14 protein-coding genes are annotated in these 16,919 nt (G+C 66.2%); 9 read left to right on the forward strand and 5 right to left on the reverse strand.

Annotated elements, in window-relative coordinates; translation table 11 throughout:
- Positions 1-45 precede the first annotated feature (45 nt).
- Positions 46-1,611 carry a bifunctional aminoglycoside phosphotransferase/ATP-binding protein gene (locus IP86_RS19910; protein ID WP_054164165.1) on the forward strand — a complete coding sequence of 522 codons (1,566 nt, stop codon included), beginning with the start codon at positions 46-48 and terminating at the stop codon, positions 1,609-1,611.
- Here IP86_RS19910 and IP86_RS19915 read toward each other — a convergent pair.
- Positions 1,593-3,359, reverse strand: coding sequence for a PHA/PHB synthase family protein (locus IP86_RS19915; protein ID WP_054164204.1), 1,767 nt, complete (start codon positions 3,357-3,359; stop codon positions 1,593-1,595). The two genes, IP86_RS19910 and IP86_RS19915, sit on opposite strands and share 19 nt — an antisense overlap.
- A gap of 259 nt (positions 3,360-3,618) precedes the next feature.
- Positions 3,619-4,449, reverse strand: coding sequence for a universal stress protein (locus IP86_RS19920; protein ID WP_054164166.1), 831 nt, complete (start codon positions 4,447-4,449; stop codon positions 3,619-3,621).
- 183 nt (positions 4,450-4,632) lie between these two features.
- Between IP86_RS19920 and IP86_RS19925 the strand changes: the two genes are divergently transcribed.
- From IP86_RS19925 to IP86_RS19960, 8 genes are all read left to right on the forward strand, one after another.
- Positions 4,633-5,466: a universal stress protein gene (locus IP86_RS19925; RefSeq protein WP_054164167.1), complete on the forward strand. Its 834-nt coding sequence runs from the start codon at positions 4,633-4,635 to the stop codon at positions 5,464-5,466.
- 77 nt (positions 5,467-5,543) lie between these two features.
- A complete protein-coding gene (locus IP86_RS19930; RefSeq protein ID WP_054164168.1) occupies positions 5,544-6,275 on the forward strand; it encodes a CBS domain-containing protein in 732 nt (243 codons plus the stop codon).
- A gap of 155 nt (positions 6,276-6,430) precedes the next feature.
- Positions 6,431-7,960 (forward strand): sensor protein FixL, encoded by a 1,530-nt coding sequence (fixL, locus tag IP86_RS19935; protein WP_054164169.1) that lies wholly within the window; start codon positions 6,431-6,433, stop codon positions 7,958-7,960.
- On the forward strand, positions 7,950-8,567 hold the full coding sequence (gene fixJ, locus IP86_RS19940; protein WP_054164170.1) for a response regulator FixJ: 618 nt from the start codon (positions 7,950-7,952) through the stop codon (positions 8,565-8,567). The genes fixL and fixJ overlap by 11 nt, the downstream gene beginning before the upstream one ends.
- Positions 8,568-8,654: 87 nt before the next feature.
- Positions 8,655-9,062 carry a response regulator transcription factor gene (locus IP86_RS19945; protein WP_054164171.1) on the forward strand — a complete coding sequence of 136 codons (408 nt, stop codon included), beginning with the start codon at positions 8,655-8,657 and terminating at the stop codon, positions 9,060-9,062.
- A gap of 168 nt (positions 9,063-9,230) precedes the next feature.
- Positions 9,231-9,920 carry a helix-turn-helix domain-containing protein gene (locus IP86_RS19950; protein WP_054164172.1) on the forward strand — a complete coding sequence of 230 codons (690 nt, stop codon included), beginning with the start codon at positions 9,231-9,233 and terminating at the stop codon, positions 9,918-9,920.
- Positions 9,921-10,311: 391 nt separating this feature from the next.
- Positions 10,312-11,619 carry an O-acetylhomoserine aminocarboxypropyltransferase/cysteine synthase family protein gene (locus IP86_RS19955; protein WP_054164173.1) on the forward strand — a complete coding sequence of 436 codons (1,308 nt, stop codon included), beginning with the start codon at positions 10,312-10,314 and terminating at the stop codon, positions 11,617-11,619.
- A 66-nt stretch (positions 11,620-11,685) separates the two neighbouring features.
- Positions 11,686-11,985 carry a hypothetical protein gene (locus tag IP86_RS19960; RefSeq protein WP_054164205.1) on the forward strand — a complete coding sequence of 100 codons (300 nt, stop codon included), beginning with the start codon at positions 11,686-11,688 and terminating at the stop codon, positions 11,983-11,985.
- A gap of 61 nt (positions 11,986-12,046) precedes the next feature.
- Here IP86_RS19960 and IP86_RS19965 read toward each other — a convergent pair whose 3' ends face one another.
- Genes IP86_RS19965 through IP86_RS19975 form a run of 3 tightly spaced genes read right to left on the reverse strand, consistent with a single transcriptional unit; the run spans position 12,047 to position 16,918 of the window.
- Positions 12,047-13,405, reverse strand: a complete 1,359-nt coding sequence (locus IP86_RS19965) for an NADH-quinone oxidoreductase subunit N (protein WP_054164174.1) — start codon at positions 13,403-13,405, stop codon at positions 12,047-12,049.
- 10 nt (positions 13,406-13,415) lie between these two features.
- A complete protein-coding gene (locus IP86_RS19970) occupies positions 13,416-14,858 on the reverse strand; it encodes a complex I subunit 4 family protein (RefSeq protein ID WP_054164175.1) in 1,443 nt (480 codons plus the stop codon).
- Positions 14,849-16,918 (reverse strand): NADH-quinone oxidoreductase subunit 5 family protein, encoded by a 2,070-nt coding sequence (locus IP86_RS19975; RefSeq protein WP_054164176.1) that lies wholly within the window; start codon positions 16,916-16,918, stop codon positions 14,849-14,851. The genes IP86_RS19970 and IP86_RS19975 overlap by 10 nt, the downstream gene beginning before the upstream one ends.
- Between the last annotated feature and the right edge of the window lies 1 nt (position 16,919).

Below are 16,919 nucleotides of genomic sequence, written 5' to 3' on the forward strand. Positions count from 1 at the left end.
CCACTGATCCAATTCCGGACAATACGTAGGTTCCCGAACATCCCCATGGACGATCCGATCCCCGCCTCCGAACGCTCAAGGCAGGAGCAGGTGTTCCGATTTGTCGCGGAAGCGACAACGCACGACGGTGCGTCCGCCACCCGGATCGATACCCACGGCGCCGTCGTGTTCTTGTCCGGGGATCGCGCGCTGAAGATCAAGCGCGCAGTGCGGTTCCCGTTTCTCGACTATTCGACGCTGGCGCGCCGCAAGGCCGCCTGCGAGCAGGAGCTCGAGATCAATCGCCGCTTCGCGCCGCAAATCTATCGCCGCGTGGTGCCGATCACGCGCGCTGCGAACGGCGCATTCGAAATCGGAGGCAACGGCGAACCGGTCGAATGGGCCGTCGAGATGCAGCGGTTCGACGAAAGCCGCACGATCGACCGTCTCACCCGGGAGCAACCGCTCGCGCCGGCCCTCGCCGACGCCATTGCGGATGCGATCGAGGCTTCGCATCGTTCGGCGCCGAAAGCCGACACGGCGACGTGGGTGGCATCGCTGCTCCCGATCCTTGCCGACAACACCAGCTCTTTCATCGCCGGCGGCTTCCCGCCCGACCGCGTCGCGGCGCTGGATCGTGCCAGTCGCTCCGCCTTCGAGCGAATCCGCCCGTTGCTCGAACAGCGCGGCGCGCAGGGATTTGTCAGGTGGTGCCACGGCGACCTGCATTTGGCGAACATCGTACTGATCGACGGCAAGCCCGTGCTGTTCGATGCGATCGAGTTCGACCCAGTCTTCGCTTCGGTCGACCTGCTCTATGATCTTGCTTTCCCGCTGATGGATCTGATCCAGCACGATCGCTGCGACGCAGCGGCCGGAGTGCTGAACCGTTATCTCGCGGTCGGCGACGAGGCCCATGCAGAAGGGCTGCGGGCCCTGCCGCTGTTGATGTCGCTCCGCGCCGCCGTCCGCGCCAAGGTGATGCTGTCGCGACCGGCCCTGGACGTTGCAACGGAGCGCAGCAACCGGCAAATCGCCATGTCCTATTTTGCTCTCGCCGAGCGACTGATCGCGCCGCCGCACCCCCGCCTCATCGCAGTGGGCGGCCTCTCAGGCACCGGAAAGTCGGTGCTTGCCCGGGGGCTATCGGGCCGCGTTCCGCCTCTGCCCGGCGCGGTGGTGCTACGTTCGGATGTGATCCGAAAGCGGCTCTTCGGGGTCGCCGACACCGAGCGGCTGCCGCAGGCCGGCTATTCGCGAGACGCGACCGCCGACGTGTATCGAATTCTTGGCGAGCGCGCCGCGCACATCCTGGCGCAAGGCTGTTCGGTGATCGTCGACGCCGTATTCTCCAGGCAGGAAGAACGCGCCGCGATCGAAGCCGTCGCCCGGGATCAGGACGTCGAGATTTCCGGGCTCTATCTTGTCGCCGACGTGAAGACCCGGCTCGATCGTGTCGCTCACCGGATCGGCGACGCGTCCGACGCTACACCCGACATCGTGCGGCAGCAGCAGGCCTATGAGCAGGGCGACATCGGCTGGACGACGATCGATGCGTCCGGCTCACCGGACAAAACCCTGATACGTGCCCTGGCGGCACTGCGGCTCGTCGATCAGGTCTGCAGCACGTAACTCCCTGGCGCATCCGGTAGTGCGGCAGCGTTCGCATCCGGCAGCCCCATCCGCGGCGGCGACACCGGGGCGCCCGATCGACCCGCGAGCCAATTCGCCCATTCGGTCCACCACGAGCCTTCGGCGTGCGGCGCTTCGGCGAGCCAGACGTCCGGTCCGACATAGGGACCATCGGCTTCCTTGACCATGACCTGATAGCCGTGAGCTTTCGGCGACGGCGGCGAGACGATGCCGGCATTGTGGCCGCCGCCGGTGAGGCAGAAGGTGATCTCGGCATCCGCCAGCAGATGGATCTTGTAGGTCGAGCGCCAAGGCGCGACGTGATCGCGCACGGTACCGACCACGAAGATCGGCGTGTGGATGTCCGACAGCGCGATCGGCTTGCCGTCGACCACGTAGTGGCCTTCGGCGAGATCGTTGTCGAGGAACAGCTTGCGCAGATATTCCGAATGCATCCGATAGGGCATCCGGGTCGCATCGGCATTCCACGCCATAAGGTCGTTGGGCGGGAACCGCTCGCCCATCAGATAGTCGCGCACCATTCGCGACCAGATCAGGTCGTTGGAGCGAAGGATCTGAAAGGCACCGGCCATCTGGCTGGTGTCGAGCACGCCGCGTTTCCACATCATGTCTTCGAGGAAGGCGACCTGGCTCTCGTTGATGAACAGCGTGAGCTCGCCGGCCTCGGTGAAGTCGGTCTGCGCGGCGAACAGCGTGATGGACTTCAGCCGATCGTCGCCGTCGCGCGACATCGCCGCCGCGGCGATCGACAGCAGCGTGCCGCCGAGGCAATAGCCGGCGGCATGAATCCGCTGACCCGGTACGATGGCGCCGACCGCATCGAGCGCAGCCATCACGCCGAGCCGGCGATAATCCTCCAGCGAGACGTCGCGCTCCTTCTCGGTCGGGTTGCGCCACGACACCATGAATACGGTGAAGCCCTGTTCGGTGAGGTACCTGACCAGCGAGTTGTGCGGCGACAGATCGAGGATGTAGTACTTCATGATCCACGCCGGCACGATCAGAACCGGCTCCGGCCGGACCTCTGCGGTGGCCGGGGCGTACTGGATCAGTTCGATCAGGTCGTTGCTGTACACCACCTTGCCCGGCGTCACGGCGACATCCCGGCCGACCTTGAAGTCGGGGTTCGGCTCCGGCTCGCGCGACACGGCGTGCAGCAGATCTTCCCACCAATTATGCAGGCCGGCCGTGATATTGCCGCCGCCGGACGCCAGCGTCTTCTGGATCACCTCCGGGTTCGTACCCGGAAAGTTCGACGGTGCGAATACGTCCAGCATCTGGCGCGTCGCGAACTCGACGATCTTCTCGTTCTGCCTCGACACGCCGCGATTGCCGGTGGTGGCCGCGTGCCACCATTCCTCGGCGAGCAGGAAGCTCTGCGCCATCAGGTTGAACGGCGGTTGCTGCCATTCCGGTGCGCTGAACCGCCGGTCCTGTGCCTGGGGCGCGATCAACGACCATGGTGCGACGGGAAACAGCGCCGCCTCCGTCACACGCGAGGCGCGGCGCAACGCATCATGGGCGAGTTCGAGACGACGCGCCGGCGACCAGAACAGATGCGACAGCCAGTCCGCATAGGCCAGCAGCAGCGCGGTGGGCGACAATCCGCCTGTCAGCGGCGCCAAGGTCGCATGCAGACCGCGATCGCTGTCCCTGGCGCGCGCATGCGCGGCTGCCTGCGGCGACTCGACGTTGGCGGGAAGCCCTGGGGCTTGGTTCTGCAGCATCATCGCCTCTTCTGGGTGCGCCTCGGGTGGCACTGGAAGGTATCGCCGGCCGCTTCCCCGCGGCAGCGCGACTTCATCGACAGATAGGATGACGAAGCTGTCATAGCGTCGTCACAGGACGGCGGATCGCAGCGATTTGTCTGATGGTTAAGCTTGCGTCGCGATGCGTCGGTCCTCAGCCTGGCAGCCGCTGCCGAAGAGGCGTTGATGACGATCAATGCGGGATTGGACGGAGCCGATCTCCGAGGCTGCGGATCGCTCACCGGGCGAGGAACACACACCGGGCGGATTGTTCAAGAAGATGCTGGGTGACGCCGCCGAGAATCCACTCCCGAAACCGGGAGTGACCATAGGCCCCCGCAATGACAGCGCCGGCGCCGATGTGGTCGGCGACTTTGTCGAGCCTTGCGGCGACCTCACCGGCCTCGGCGGGCACGTCGCCCACCGCATGGATATGATGCCGGGACAGCCAGTCGACGACGTCGTGGATGCCCGCCAGCGCCTCGGCCCGGTCACCGTCCTCCTCGACGATCTCGACCACGGTGACATGGCTGGCCTGGCGCAGCAGCGGCAGAGCGTCGACGATAGCGCGACGCGCTTCCGGATTGTCCTTCCACGCGACCATCACGCTCGACAGATCGACCCGACAGACCCCGGCCGGCACCGCCAGCAACGGGCGTCCGATCCGCATCACGAGATCGGCCGGATCGGCGACGGTGAACGGGTCGGTCAACGCCCCGCGATCGGCTGCGCCGGCCACGACGACGTCGGCTGCCCGGGCTTGCTGCACGATGTACTTGGCCGGCTGGCCGATCGCCGAGCGCCATTGCAGTTCGCGGGCACGGCCGCGCATCGCCTCGCGGAACTCGGTCTCCAGATCGGCGAGCCGCTGCCGGATCGTGCTGATCCCCTGTTCGAGCAGCCGGTCGGCCTGATCTCCCGAGGTATAATACAGCGGCGGGCTGAGGTCGGACGCCGCGACGCCGATCAGCCGCGCCTCGAACCGCTCCGCCAACTCTGCGGCGACCCCGAGCGCATACGCATTCGGCTGGTCGCATTGCAGCGCGACCATGACCGTCGAATACGTCATCGGAACCTCCCTTTGGACTGGTCGCCCGAACTAATCGTCCTGACCGGGCGCCTCCTTGCTGCAGGCGAGCCATGTTCGGGCAGCGGGCATATCGACACGATGAGCTAGATCAAAGTGCAGCGGCCTCAGGCGGATATATTCCGGACCACAAATCGCCGCACGTGCGATCCGGAGACCACTGCCATGCTGAACGATGTCGTCGTGCACATTCCGGCGGACCGGCCGGCAGACGGAATCATCGACTGCGCTGTTTCGGTCGCCAAGACCTTCGACGCTCATCTGGACGGCATCGTCTGCACCTATCAGCCGATCAATCCGGCGATCGTGGTCGGTGCTTCGACCGCCTACTACGCCGCTGTCAATCAGTACAACACCGACAATGACGACGCCGCCGCGCGGCTCGACCAGTTCGAGATCGCAGCCCGCGCCGCGGCCGTCACCCACGGCGCACGCAGCGTCTGCGACACGCCGGTGCTCGCCAACGAATCGCTTTCGGAGATCTCGCGGCTGTACGACCTCAGCATCGTGCCGCAGCCCGATCGCGCCAAGCCCGGCCATCAGGATCCGCTGCCGGAAAGCATTCTGTTCAACTCGGGCAAGCCGATGTTGATGGTGCCGTATATCCACAAGGGACCGCTGAATCTCGACCGCGTGCTGGTGTGCTGGGACGGCGGCCGCCCGGCTGCCCGCGCCGTGCACGACGCGATGCCGTTCCTGCGCCGGGCCAAGACGATCGACGTGTTGGCGGTGAACGAGGACGAGGATGACGTCGGCCAAGCGACGACCAAGGCGCTGCTGGCCCATCTGATGCGCCACGACCTCGCCGCCACCGCCCACCACTTCACCGCGCCGCCGACCAACGTCCACAACACCATCCTGTCGATGGCGTCCGACTGTGGAGCCGACCTGCTGGTGATGGGCGGCTACGGTCATTCGCGGCTGCGGGAGTTCATTCTCGGTGGTGTCACCCGCGGCATCTTCAAGTCGCTGACGCTGCCGGCGCTGATTTCGCACTGAGCTGCGTCCGCAGCGATCGCAAACGGGCGAACGGACTTCGATCAAGGCGGCACCGATGTGCCGGAGGGGATACGGATATGCGCGCAGACCAGATCATGACATCGCCAGTGGTGACGATCAGCCCCGAGGCTTCGATCGTCGATGCCGCCAACGCGATGCTGCAGCACCACGTCAGCGGCCTGCCGGTGGTGGATGCCGACGGACGGCTGATCGGCATCATCTCGGAAGGCGACTTCATCCGCCGCGCCGAACTCGGCACACAGCGCAAGCGCAACCGCTGGCTACGGCTGCTGCTCGGTCCGAGCACCTGCGCGGACGACTTCGTCCATGAGCACGGGCGCAAGGTCGGCGAGGTGATGACCCATCATCCTCACACGATCACCGGGGACACGTCGGTCGAGACGATCGTCCGGACGATGGAGAAGCACCACGTCAAGCGGCTGCCGGTGATGCAGGGCGACCGTCTGGTCGGGATCGTCACGCGCAAGAACCTGCTGCGCGCGGTCGCCGAACTCGCCCGTCAGGCGCCGGACCCGTCCGCCGCTGACGACAAGATCCGGGACCGGATCATCGCCGAAATCGAGCGCAACGACTGGCGTCCGTTCGGGCTGAGCGTGGTGGTGCGCAACGGCGTCGTGCATCTCAACGGCGTGATCACCGAAGAGAGTTCGCGCCAGGCGGTGATCGTGGTCGCCGAGAATGTCTGCGGCGTCAAGGAGGTGCACGACCACCTGTGCTGGGTCGATACCATGTCGGGCTTTTATCTCAATTCGCCGGAAGACGACCGCTCCGCCAAGAAGACGATCTGACATTCGCACGCCTTCGGGCGAGCAAGGGCTTGACACCATTGACCGATGCGGCAAACCGACAGTTTGCCGTGTCGGTTTTTTGCTGACTGCAGCGTCCGTTGCGGATCAGAACACCTATATGATAAGACCAATCCTATGAGTTGCGAAGGTAGCGCGTGACCGTTCTAGCCCAATCATCGGAGGACCTTGCGCGCGACCGGCGGCTGCAGCAAGGCATCGATCAATACGGCGTGGGGAGTTGGGAGCTCAATCTCGCCACGCGGGAATTGGTGTGGTCGGTGACGGCCAGACGCCTGTTCGGCGTCGCCCCGGATGCTCCGGTCGACTTTGACGCGTTTCTGTCGCTGATCGATCCGGAGGATCGTGACCGCGTCGCGCAGGCGATGCAGCGCTCGATCGATAACGGCGAAAACCTCGATATCATGTACCGCGTCGTGGACCGCGGCCAGGCGAGCCACTGGCTGCGCTCGCGCGGCGGCCTGATCAGGGAGGACGGCGGCGCCGGCTATCTCTGCGGCATCGTGCTCGACGTCGACCAGCAGAAGGTGCTCGAACAGGAGCTTCGGCTGCAGCAGAGCCAGCTCCGCTCGATCCTCGACACCGTGCCGGACGCGATGATCCTGATCGACGGCCGCGGCATCATGCGGTTCTTCTCCAGCGCCGCCGAGCGGATGTTCGGACTGACCGAGCGGGAAGCGATCGGCCAAAACATCAGCATCCTGATGCCCCGCCCGGACGCCACCCGCCACGACAACTACATCACCCGCTACAACTCCACCGGCGAACGCCACATCATCGGCATCGGCCGCATTGTCACCGGCCAGCGCAAGGACGGCACGACCTTCCCGATCCATCTGTCGATCGGCGAGATGGAGTCCGGCGGCGAGCGCTACTTCACCGGCTTCATTCGCGATCTCACCGAGTATCAGCAGACCCAGGCCCGGCTGCACGAATTGCAGGCCGAACTCGTCCACGTCTCGCGCCTCACCGCGATGGGCGAAATGGCGTCTGCACTCGCGCACGAGCTCAATCAGCCGCTGTCGGCCATCAGCAACTACATGAAAGGGTCGCGGCGGCTGCTCGCTGCGAGCCGCGATCCGAACACGGCCAAGATCGAGAACGCGATGGAGCGCGCCGCCGAGCAGGCGCTGCGCGCCGGCCAGATCATCCGCCGGCTGCGCGACTTCGTGGCCCGCGGCGAATCCGAGAAGCGGGTCGAGAGTCTCGCCAAGCTGGTCGAGGAAGCGGGCGCGCTCGGTCTCACCGGCGCGCGCGAACAGGGTGTGGTGCTGCGCTTCCAAATGAACCCCGCCAACGATCTGGTACTGGTCGACCGCGTCCAGATCCAGCAGGTGCTGGTCAATTTGTTCCGCAACGCGCTCGAGGCGATGGCGAACTCGCCGCGAAAGGAATTGTCGGCGTCGAATGCGCGGGTCGCCGACGACATGATTGAAGTGACCGTTTCGGACACCGGCAGCGGCATCCCGGACGACGTCAAGGCAAAGCTTTTTCAGACCTTTTTCACCACCAAGGACACCGGAATGGGCGTTGGACTGTCGATCAGTCGCTCGATCATCGAAGCCCATGGCGGGCGGATGTGGGCGGAGACCAACAGCGCGGGCGGCGCGACTTTTCGTTTCACGCTGCCGATTGCGCCGGGCGAGGACGTGAGCGATGGCGCGTAAGGGCATTGTCTATGTGATCGACGACGATCAGGCGATGCGGGAGTCGATCGATTTCCTGCTCACCTCCGCCGATTACGAGGTCCGCCTGTTCGAATCCGCCGCGTCGTTTCTCGATGCGATGGCCAACATCGCCTTCGGCTGCGTGCTGTCCGACGTCCGGATGCCGGGGATCGACGGGCTGGATCTGTTGAAGCGGCTGAAAGCCGGCCGCAGCCGGCTGCCGGTGGTGATCATGACCGGCCATGGCGACGTGCCGCTCGCGGTGGAAGCCATGAAGCTCGGTGCGATCGACTTCATCGAAAAGCCGTTCGACGACGATCGCCTGATCGGCCTGATCGAAACCTCGTTGAAGCAGGCCGGCGACGAAGCCAGGAGTGAGGCCGTATCACAGGATATCGTCGCGCGCGTCCAGTCGTTGAGCCCGCGCGAACGCCAGGTCATGGACGGACTGATCGCCGGCATGTCGAACAAGGTGATCGCACGCGAGTTCGACATCAGTCCCCGCACCATCGAGGTCTATCGCGCCAACGTGATGACCAAGATGCAAGCCTCGAGCCTGTCGGAACTCGTCCGAATGGCGATGCGCGGTGGCGTGATCAAGGATTGAGGCAGATCAACCCACGTCGCCGGGCGGCGATTATCGTTCCGGCTATGAGAAAATTGTTCGCTGGACCGGGTGCGTAGGAAGCAAGTAATGACCTGCGCGCCCTCAAAAATTGTTGTCTACGTCGTCGACGACGATCAGGGCGTCCTCGGATCGCTGCGATTCCTGCTGGAAACCGACGGATTCGAAGTTCGTACGTTTCGCAGCGGGCCGGCGCTGCTCGACTCGCTCGACGACGGACGCGCGGATTGCATCGTCGTGGACTACAAGATGCCCGGCATGAACGGCATCGACCTCGCGCAAAAGTTGCGCGACCGCAAGGTCGCCTGTCCCGTCGTGATGATCACCGGCTATCCGGACGAGAGCATTTCGAGCCGCGCCGCGGCCGTCGGCGTACGCCATGTCGTGCTGAAGCCGCATCTCGAAGAGAGCCTGGTGTTTCATATCCGCGGCGCGCTCAAGAATGACGGCGCGCCGCTCTGTACGCCGGGTCTTTGACTTCACCTAAACCGTTGATATTGCTCAGTAGGCGGAAGTGGTGGACGGCCATCGTCTCCGTAAAACCCCTTAGGGAACCCACCTTAAGATATGGGGCGAAATATTCGGCCTCGGAAATCTTCACTACAACCACGCCATCCGATCCCGATACCCGCAGGAGATGGCAAGATGCTGAACCAGTCGCTCAGGGCCCCGACCGTCGCAAAGGCTCCGGTTGACCCCTCCCGTTCCCCGGCTGATCAGTTTTTTGCAACCACCGGTCACGCCGGCCTGATCGCCTCCGAGTTCACCTACAAGAAGGAAGAGGAGATCTACGGCGAGGACGAGCCTTCCGAATACGTCTATCAGGTCGTGTCGGGTGCGGTCCGCAGCTACAAGCTTCTCTCCGACGGCCGCCGCCAGATCGGCGCCTTCTATCTCCCCGGTGACGTGTTCGGGCTGGAGTCGGGACCGACCCATCGCCTCACCGCGGAAGCCATCGTCGACACCACCGTTCGCCTGCTGAAGCGCCGCAGCCTGGAACAGGCCGCCGCCACCGACGTCCATGTCGCCCGCAGCCTGTGGTCGATGACCGCCGGCGAGCTGCGCCACGCCGAAGATCACATGCTGCTGCTCGGCCGCAAGAATGCGATGGAGCGGGTCGCCAACTTCCTGCTCGAGATGGATCGCCGCCTCGCCGTCGCCGGCATGATGGCGCTGCCGATGTGCCGCCGCGACATCGGCGACTATCTCGGCCTCACCCTCGAGACCGTGTCGCGCGCGCTGTCGCAGCTGCAGAGCCAGGGCATCCTCGGCTTCTCCGGCGCCCGCCAGATCGAACTGCGCAACCGCCAGCAGCTGCGTAACTTGGACGCGTAACGCGTCCACCCATCGGATCGGATCGGATCGAGAGTGCCGGCTCGCAGGGTCGGCACTTTTCGTTTGGAGGACCGGTAAGAGAGGGCTGAGCTCGTTGGGCGGCTGAGCAAAGCAAGGCCCACGCCCCCTGCAGACAACCCACGTGACCACGGCGCGGCGGGTCTTTGCCGTCCGGCCACGTCAGAAAATTTTTCCTTCTCGGGCCATTTCTTAAGAGAACGAACGCGTTGCGCCTACGCATTTCGCCAGCTCGCAGATTTTTATTTCCCAAACTTGATTGACTTGGCTTCCCCGGCCCGACCTGATGGCCGTCCCGGCGAACCTTTGCGCTGGCCGTATATGGCCAGGACGCGGCGGCGGTTCGCCTTTCATCGTCGCAGGGATTTTTGCTATGACCGAGAAACTTCACCCCGAGACCCTCGCGCTGCATGCCGGCTGGCGCGCCGATCCGTCGACCGGCTCGGTCGCGGTGCCGATCTTCCAGACCACCTCGTATCAGTTCAACAACACCGAGCACGCCGCGAACCTGTTCGCGCTGAAGGAGCTCGGCAACATCTACACCCGCATCGGCAACCCGACGACCGACGTGCTGGAGAAGCGAATCGCCGCGCTGGAAGGCGGCGTCGCGGCGCTCACTGTCGCCTCCGGCCAGGCCGCGTCCGCCCTGTCGCTGCAGAACCTCGCCCGCGCCGGTGACAACGTCGTCAGTTCGACTGACCTGTATGGCGGCACCTGGAATCTGTTCGCCAACACGCTGAAGGACCAGGGCATCGAAGTGCGCTTTGTCGATCCGTCCGATCCCGAGGCGTTCGAACGCGCGACGGACGACCGCACCCGCGCCTACTATGCCGAGACCTTGCCCAACCCCAAGCTGGCGGTGTTTCCGATCGCCGAAGTCGCCGCGATCGGCCGCAAGCACGGCATCCCGCTGATCGTCGATAACACTGCGGCGCCGCTGCTGGTGAAGCCGCTCGAACACGGTGCCGCCGTCGTCGTGTACTCGGCAACCAAATATCTCGGCGGCCACGGCACCTCGATCGGCGGTCTGATCGTCGACGGCGGCAATTTCGACTGGGAGAAGTTCCCGCAGCGCCAGCCCGCCCTGAACACCCCGGACCCGAGCTATCACGGCGCCGTCTGGGTCGAAGCGGTGAAGCCGCTGGGCCCGATCGCCTATATCATCAAGGCACGGACCACGCTGCTGCGCGACCTCGGCGCCGCGCTGTCGCCGTTCAACGCGTTCCAGATCCTGCAGGGACTGGAAACTCTGCCGCTGCGGATCGAGCGTCACGTCCAGAACGCCCAGGCGGTCGCCGACTATCTCGAAAAGCGGCCGGAAGTCGTCAAGGTGATCCACCCCTCCAAGCAGACCGGCGTCGCCCACGAACGCGCGGATCGTTACCTGAAGGGCAAATTCGGCGGCCTGGTCGGCTTCGAACTCGCCGGCGGCTTGGAGGCCGGGCGCAAATTCATCGATGCGCTGCAGCTCTTGTATCACGTCGCCAATATCGGCGATGCCCGCAGCCTCGCCATCCACCCGGCCTCGACCACGCACTCGCAGCTGTCCACCGAAGACCAACTCGCGACCGGCGTGTCGGACGGCTATGTCCGGCTGTCGATCGGCCTCGAGCATATCGACGACATCATCGTCGATCTGGAACGCGGCCTTGCGGCGGGACGTCTCGCCCGAGCCGCGTAACGGAACCTCGCTGCTTGCCTCCGGTTGTCGCTCGACAAAGGTTTCGAACGGCATTCCGGAGGCGACATGCAGCAGAAGATCACGGGCGCGTTTTCAACCAGACGCGCCGCCGAACTCGCGGTCGAGCGGTTGGTGCAGGAACACGGCGTCGACCGCAAACAGGTCGTCGTGCAGGCCCGGGGCCAGGACAACAGCGCCGGCACCAAACCGGCCGGCGCCGATCGCGAAAGCGGTCATCCTGGTGAGGACAAGCACGGCGATCCGGAGCTGAACGACGTTATCGAAGTCTCGGTCTCCGGCGGCGACGCCAGCGTGATCAAAGCCGCGATGAAAGACGCGGGGGCAAGTTCCGTCGGCGCCGGATAGACGTCCTTTGTAGGGTGGGCAAAGGCGCGGAGCGCGTGGGCCTCGTTGCGCACAGCCCACGCTACGAAGGAGACGGAATGAGGGCCATCAGCGTCATCGGTGCAACGCCGAACAGGATGATCAGCGCGCAACAAACCATCAGCAAACCACGGTCGAGCGCGGACAGCGGCTCGGACTCCTCATGGCTCTGCCCGACCAGGGGCGCGGTGAAAAAGCGCGCGTAGTAGTAGAAGCCCAGCGACGAGCCGGCGACCACGATGGCCAGCAGCGTCCACAATCCGCCGTCGACCAGCACGCGTAGCAAATACAGCTTGGCGATGAAGCCACCGGCGGCCGGCAGGCCGGCGAGCGACAGCATCGACAGCGACAGTGCGATCGCTTCCAGTGGACGGCGCTTCACAAGTCCATGCAGATCCGGCAGCGTCGGGGCGCGGCCGAGCAGCCCGGCGACACACAGCGCGGCCAGCATCGCCGGCGCGTAGGCGCCGAGATAGAACAGCGCCGCCTCACCGGCCAGCGGCTGTCCCGACGCCAGGATCAGCGCCACATAGCCCGAATGCGCGATGGTCGAATAGCCGAGCATGCGCGGTAGTTGCGGCTGGCCCAGCGCCAGCAGATTGCCGGCGAGCACCGAGGCGGCGCCAAGCGCGGCGAGGCCGCTGCTCCACACCGGCTCGGGCAGATGCGCGGTGAGCACCAGCCGCAGGATCACGATGGTCATCGCGGCTTTCGACACGACGCCAGCTAGCGCCGCGGCGCTCGAGGGCGACGCCTCGAACGCGTCGGGTGTCCACATGTGGAACGGCACCAGCGAGAACTTGAAGCCGAGGCCGGCGAGCAGCAGCGCGGTGCCGAGCGCTGCCAGCGCGCCCTGGCCAGTCCAGCCGGCGAAATCGAGCGCGCCGGTCTCCGCATAGATCAGCGCGATGCCGAGCAGCAGCGCCGATGACGCCAGTCCGCTCATCACCAGAAACTTGTAAGCCGCCTCCAGCCCCTGCCGCGACAGCCGGAACGCGAACAATGCGATCAGCGACAGGCTGACGATCTCGATGCCGAGAAACAGCGTCGCGGCGTGGCCTGCGCCCGCCAGTGTCACCGCGCCGATCGCGACCAAGACCAGCAGCGACGGAGCTTCCTTGGCCGGGTGGCCGGCGCGCAGGAACACCAGCGCGCCGAGCGAGGCCAGACAAATATAGACGATGCCGAACCGCGCGATCGCATCGTCGGTGAACAGCGCCCCTATCGGCGCCGCCGGCGCGCCGACGCGGAGCAGCACCAGCGCCGCAGCCGCAGCAAGGCCGGCCGCCGCCGCGGCCTGCCCGGCTTCGAGCCGCGCCAACGGCACCAGCATCATCGCCGCGATGGCGGCGACGGCCAGCGCGATGAGCGGCGAAAGCGCGGCGAACTGGGCTGCGGTCATGATGCGGCGATCACGGCGTCTGCGTCAGCGCGGCTTTGATGGCCGGCTCGAGCAGAGCCAGCAGGCTCTGCGGATACAGTCCGATGATCAGCGTCGCCGCGCTCATCACCAGCACCGGCCAATACTCGCGCCAACTCAGATCGGCGAGCGGCGCCTTCGGCTGCGCCGCGCCGAACACCAGTCCCTTGAGCAGCCGAGTCGCATAGATCACCGACACGACGAGCGTCGACAGCGCCAGCAGCGCGAACACCCAGTTGACCTGGAAGATGCCGACCACCACCAGCGCCTCGCCGACGAAATTCGCCGTGCCGGGCAGCGCCAGCAGCGCCGAGCAGAACAGCGCGAACGCCGCGGCGAAGCGCGGCGCGCTCTGCTGCAATCCGCCGAGCTGGCGCAGGTCGCGCGTGTGGGTGCGCTCGTACAGCGCGCCGATCAGCAGGAACAGCGCCGAGGCGGAGAACGAATGCGCGATCATCTCGACCGCCGCACCGGCGAGCGCGTAGTGCACGCCGGCGGCGATGCCCATCAGCACGATCGACATGTGGGCGATCGACGTGTAGGCGACCAGCCGCTTGGCGTCGTTCTGTCCGCAAGCAACGAGGCCTCCATACAGCGCGCCGGCGGCGCCGAGCGCGATGCCATAGGGCGCGACCGCGGCGAGACCTTGCGGAAACAGCATGGGAGCGAAGCGGAACAAGCCGTAGGCGCCGGTCTTCAGCAGAATGCCGGCGAGCAGGATCGAGCCGGCGGTCGGCGCCAGCGTGTGCGCTTCGGGCAGCCAGGCGTGGAACGGCGGCACCGACAGCTTGACCATGAAGGCGAGCGAGAAGCCGAGCAGCATCCACACCTGGACCGAGGTGGAGAGCTTCATCTCGGCCAGTTCGAAGGCGCTGAACGTCATGTGATCGGCCATCGCCGCCAGCGCAAACGACGCCGCCAGCAGGCCGAAGCCGGCGACCGCGTTGAAGATCAGGAATTTCAGCGCCGCGCCTTCCTTGTCGACGTGGCCCCACACCGCGATCAGCATGAAGGCCGGCACCAGCATCGCTTCCCAGAAAAACGCGAAGATCAAAAGGTCGAACGAGACGAACACGCCGACGGTCGCCGCCACGGTCCAGCACAGGCTGGCGTGAAACAGGCCCGACTGCGTGCGGATCTCCGACCACGACGCCATCACCGAGATGATGCCGAGCCCGGCCGCGATCGCGATCAGCGCCGCGGACAATCCGTCCAGCGCGAAGTCGAGCGCGATGCCGAACGACGGCACCCACGGATAGCTGACCTTGGCGTACCAACGTCCTTCGGGCGCGCCGGCGACGATCCCGATCAGCAACAACAGCATTAGCGCAAAAGTCGCGATTGCGACCCAGCGCTCGCGCTCGCCTTTGCCGGCGACCAGGAATGCGACAAGGCCGCCGATGGTCGGCAGCAGGATGAGCGCGATCAGCGCCATGACGTCCCCCACGCGTAGAGCAGAAGGGCGGCGCAGCCGACCGCCACCCACAAGGTCTGGTCGCGCACGCGGCCGGTCTGCAGCCGCCGCGCATAGCCCCAGGCGGCTCCGACGCCGCCGGCCAGCCCCAACCAAGCACGATCGATCCGATCCGGATTGAACCGCGCCACGAAGAACCCGACGAACAGCCGGGCCACCACGATCAACAAGCGGCCGACCGGATCGCCGGCCACCATCCGCACCACCGGCGTCTGGCCGTCGGTCGCGCGGGTGATCAGATCGGTGCGAATGCCGCGGACCTGGCCGGCGCCGCGGCCGAGCGGATCGTCGGTCACCAGCCCGGGCACGTCGACGCCGCCGCGCCGCAGCAGCACCGCATCCGCCACGGCCTCGGTGCCCTCCGCATTGCCGAGCACAGTGGCGACGCGACGGAAACGGCGGACAAAATAGAAGTAGTAAAGCACGTCGACGCGGAAGACGCGGAGGTGGCGCAGCCGACGCGCCCAGCGCTCCAGCACCGGCGGATGCCGCACCAGCCAGCGCGCCAGCAGCACGCCGAGGACGGGCGCGGCAGCGCCGAGCAGCGCAGGCAGCAGCGGAATGTGTTCCGGCGCGCCGCCGGTGAAGTCGATCAGCACACCCACGGACAGGCCGCCGGCGACGGCGAGGAAGGTCAGCACCGCGAGCGGCAGCACCACCGGCAGGCCGCCCCAGGGCGGCGCGGCCATATCGGCGGTTTCGCCCGCGGCAACGAACACGACCCGGAATGCATAGGCGCCGGTCAGCACCGCCGCGCTGGCGGCAAGCAGCCAGAGCGGCACGCCCCACGGTCCGCTGCTCCACACCGCAGCGAGCACCGCCTCCTTCGAGTACCAGCCGGCGGTGATCACCGGCAGGCCCGCGAGCGACGCCGCGCCGATGGCAAAGCTCCAGAACGCCAGCGGCTGGCGATAGCGCGAGCCGCGCAGCGCCGCGATCGCGGTCGAGCCGCCGGCCGCGTGGCTCATCACGCCGGCGCTGAGGAACAGCAGCGACTTGAACGCCGCATGGATGGCGAAGTGCGCCAGCGCCACCGCCGGCGCGCCGAGCCCCAGCGCCAGCACCATGAAGCCGATCTGGCTCATGGTCGAGAACGCCAGCAGCTTCTTAACGTCGGTCTGGATCAGCGCGACCAGCGCGCCGAGCGCCGCGGTGAGGATGCCGAGCATCGCCACCATCGCGGAGATTTCCGGCGCGGCGGCGAACAGCGGCGCCAGCCGCGCCAGCAGGATGACGCCGGCCGCCACCATCGTGGCCGAATGCAGCAGTGCCGACACCGGCGTCGGGCCGGCCATCGCGCTCGGCAGCCAGGTGTGAAACGGGATCTGCGCCGACTTGCCCAGCGCACCGAGAGCGATCAGCCCGGCGATCGGTCCAAGCCGCCACGGATCGATGCCCGGCACCGCCGCCAGCATGCCGTCGAGCCGCGTCGTGCCGGCGGACAGGAACAGCATCATCAGACCGGCGAGCAGCAGGCTGTCGGCGACACGGGTGGTGATCAGCGCCTTGCGGCCTGCGGCGACCGCCTTGGGCAGCCGGTCGTAGAACGCGATCAGCATGAAGCTGCACAGGCCGATGGTTTCCCAGCCGAGGAACAGCAGGATGACGTCGGCGGCGAACACCACTGCCAGCATCCCGGCCAAGAACAGGTTCATCACCGCAAAGAAGCGGCGTAAATCCGGAAGCGGCTCGGACGCCATGTAGGCGCCCGAATAGATCAGCACCAGCGCGCCGACCAGCACCACGGTGCCGCCGGTGACCATGCTGAGCGGGTCCATCGACATCGCGATTTGCGCGACGAACACTCCGGTATCGATCGACAGGATCGGCACCACCGCGCCGGCGACGCAGCCGCCATCGCTGCAGGACAGCGCCACCGGGGCGAACAGCAACGCCGGCAGCACCGCAGCGCCGACGCCGAGCGCGATCACCGCAGCGCGCGGCAGCGCGACCGGCAACAGCGACAGCACGATGAAGCCGAGCAGCGCCGGCACAGGGACGAAGGGAAGCAGCTGCGCCATG

This window comes from Rhodopseudomonas sp. AAP120 (assembly GCF_001295845.1).
Classification (GTDB): Bacteria; Pseudomonadota; Alphaproteobacteria; order Rhizobiales; family Xanthobacteraceae; genus Rhodopseudomonas.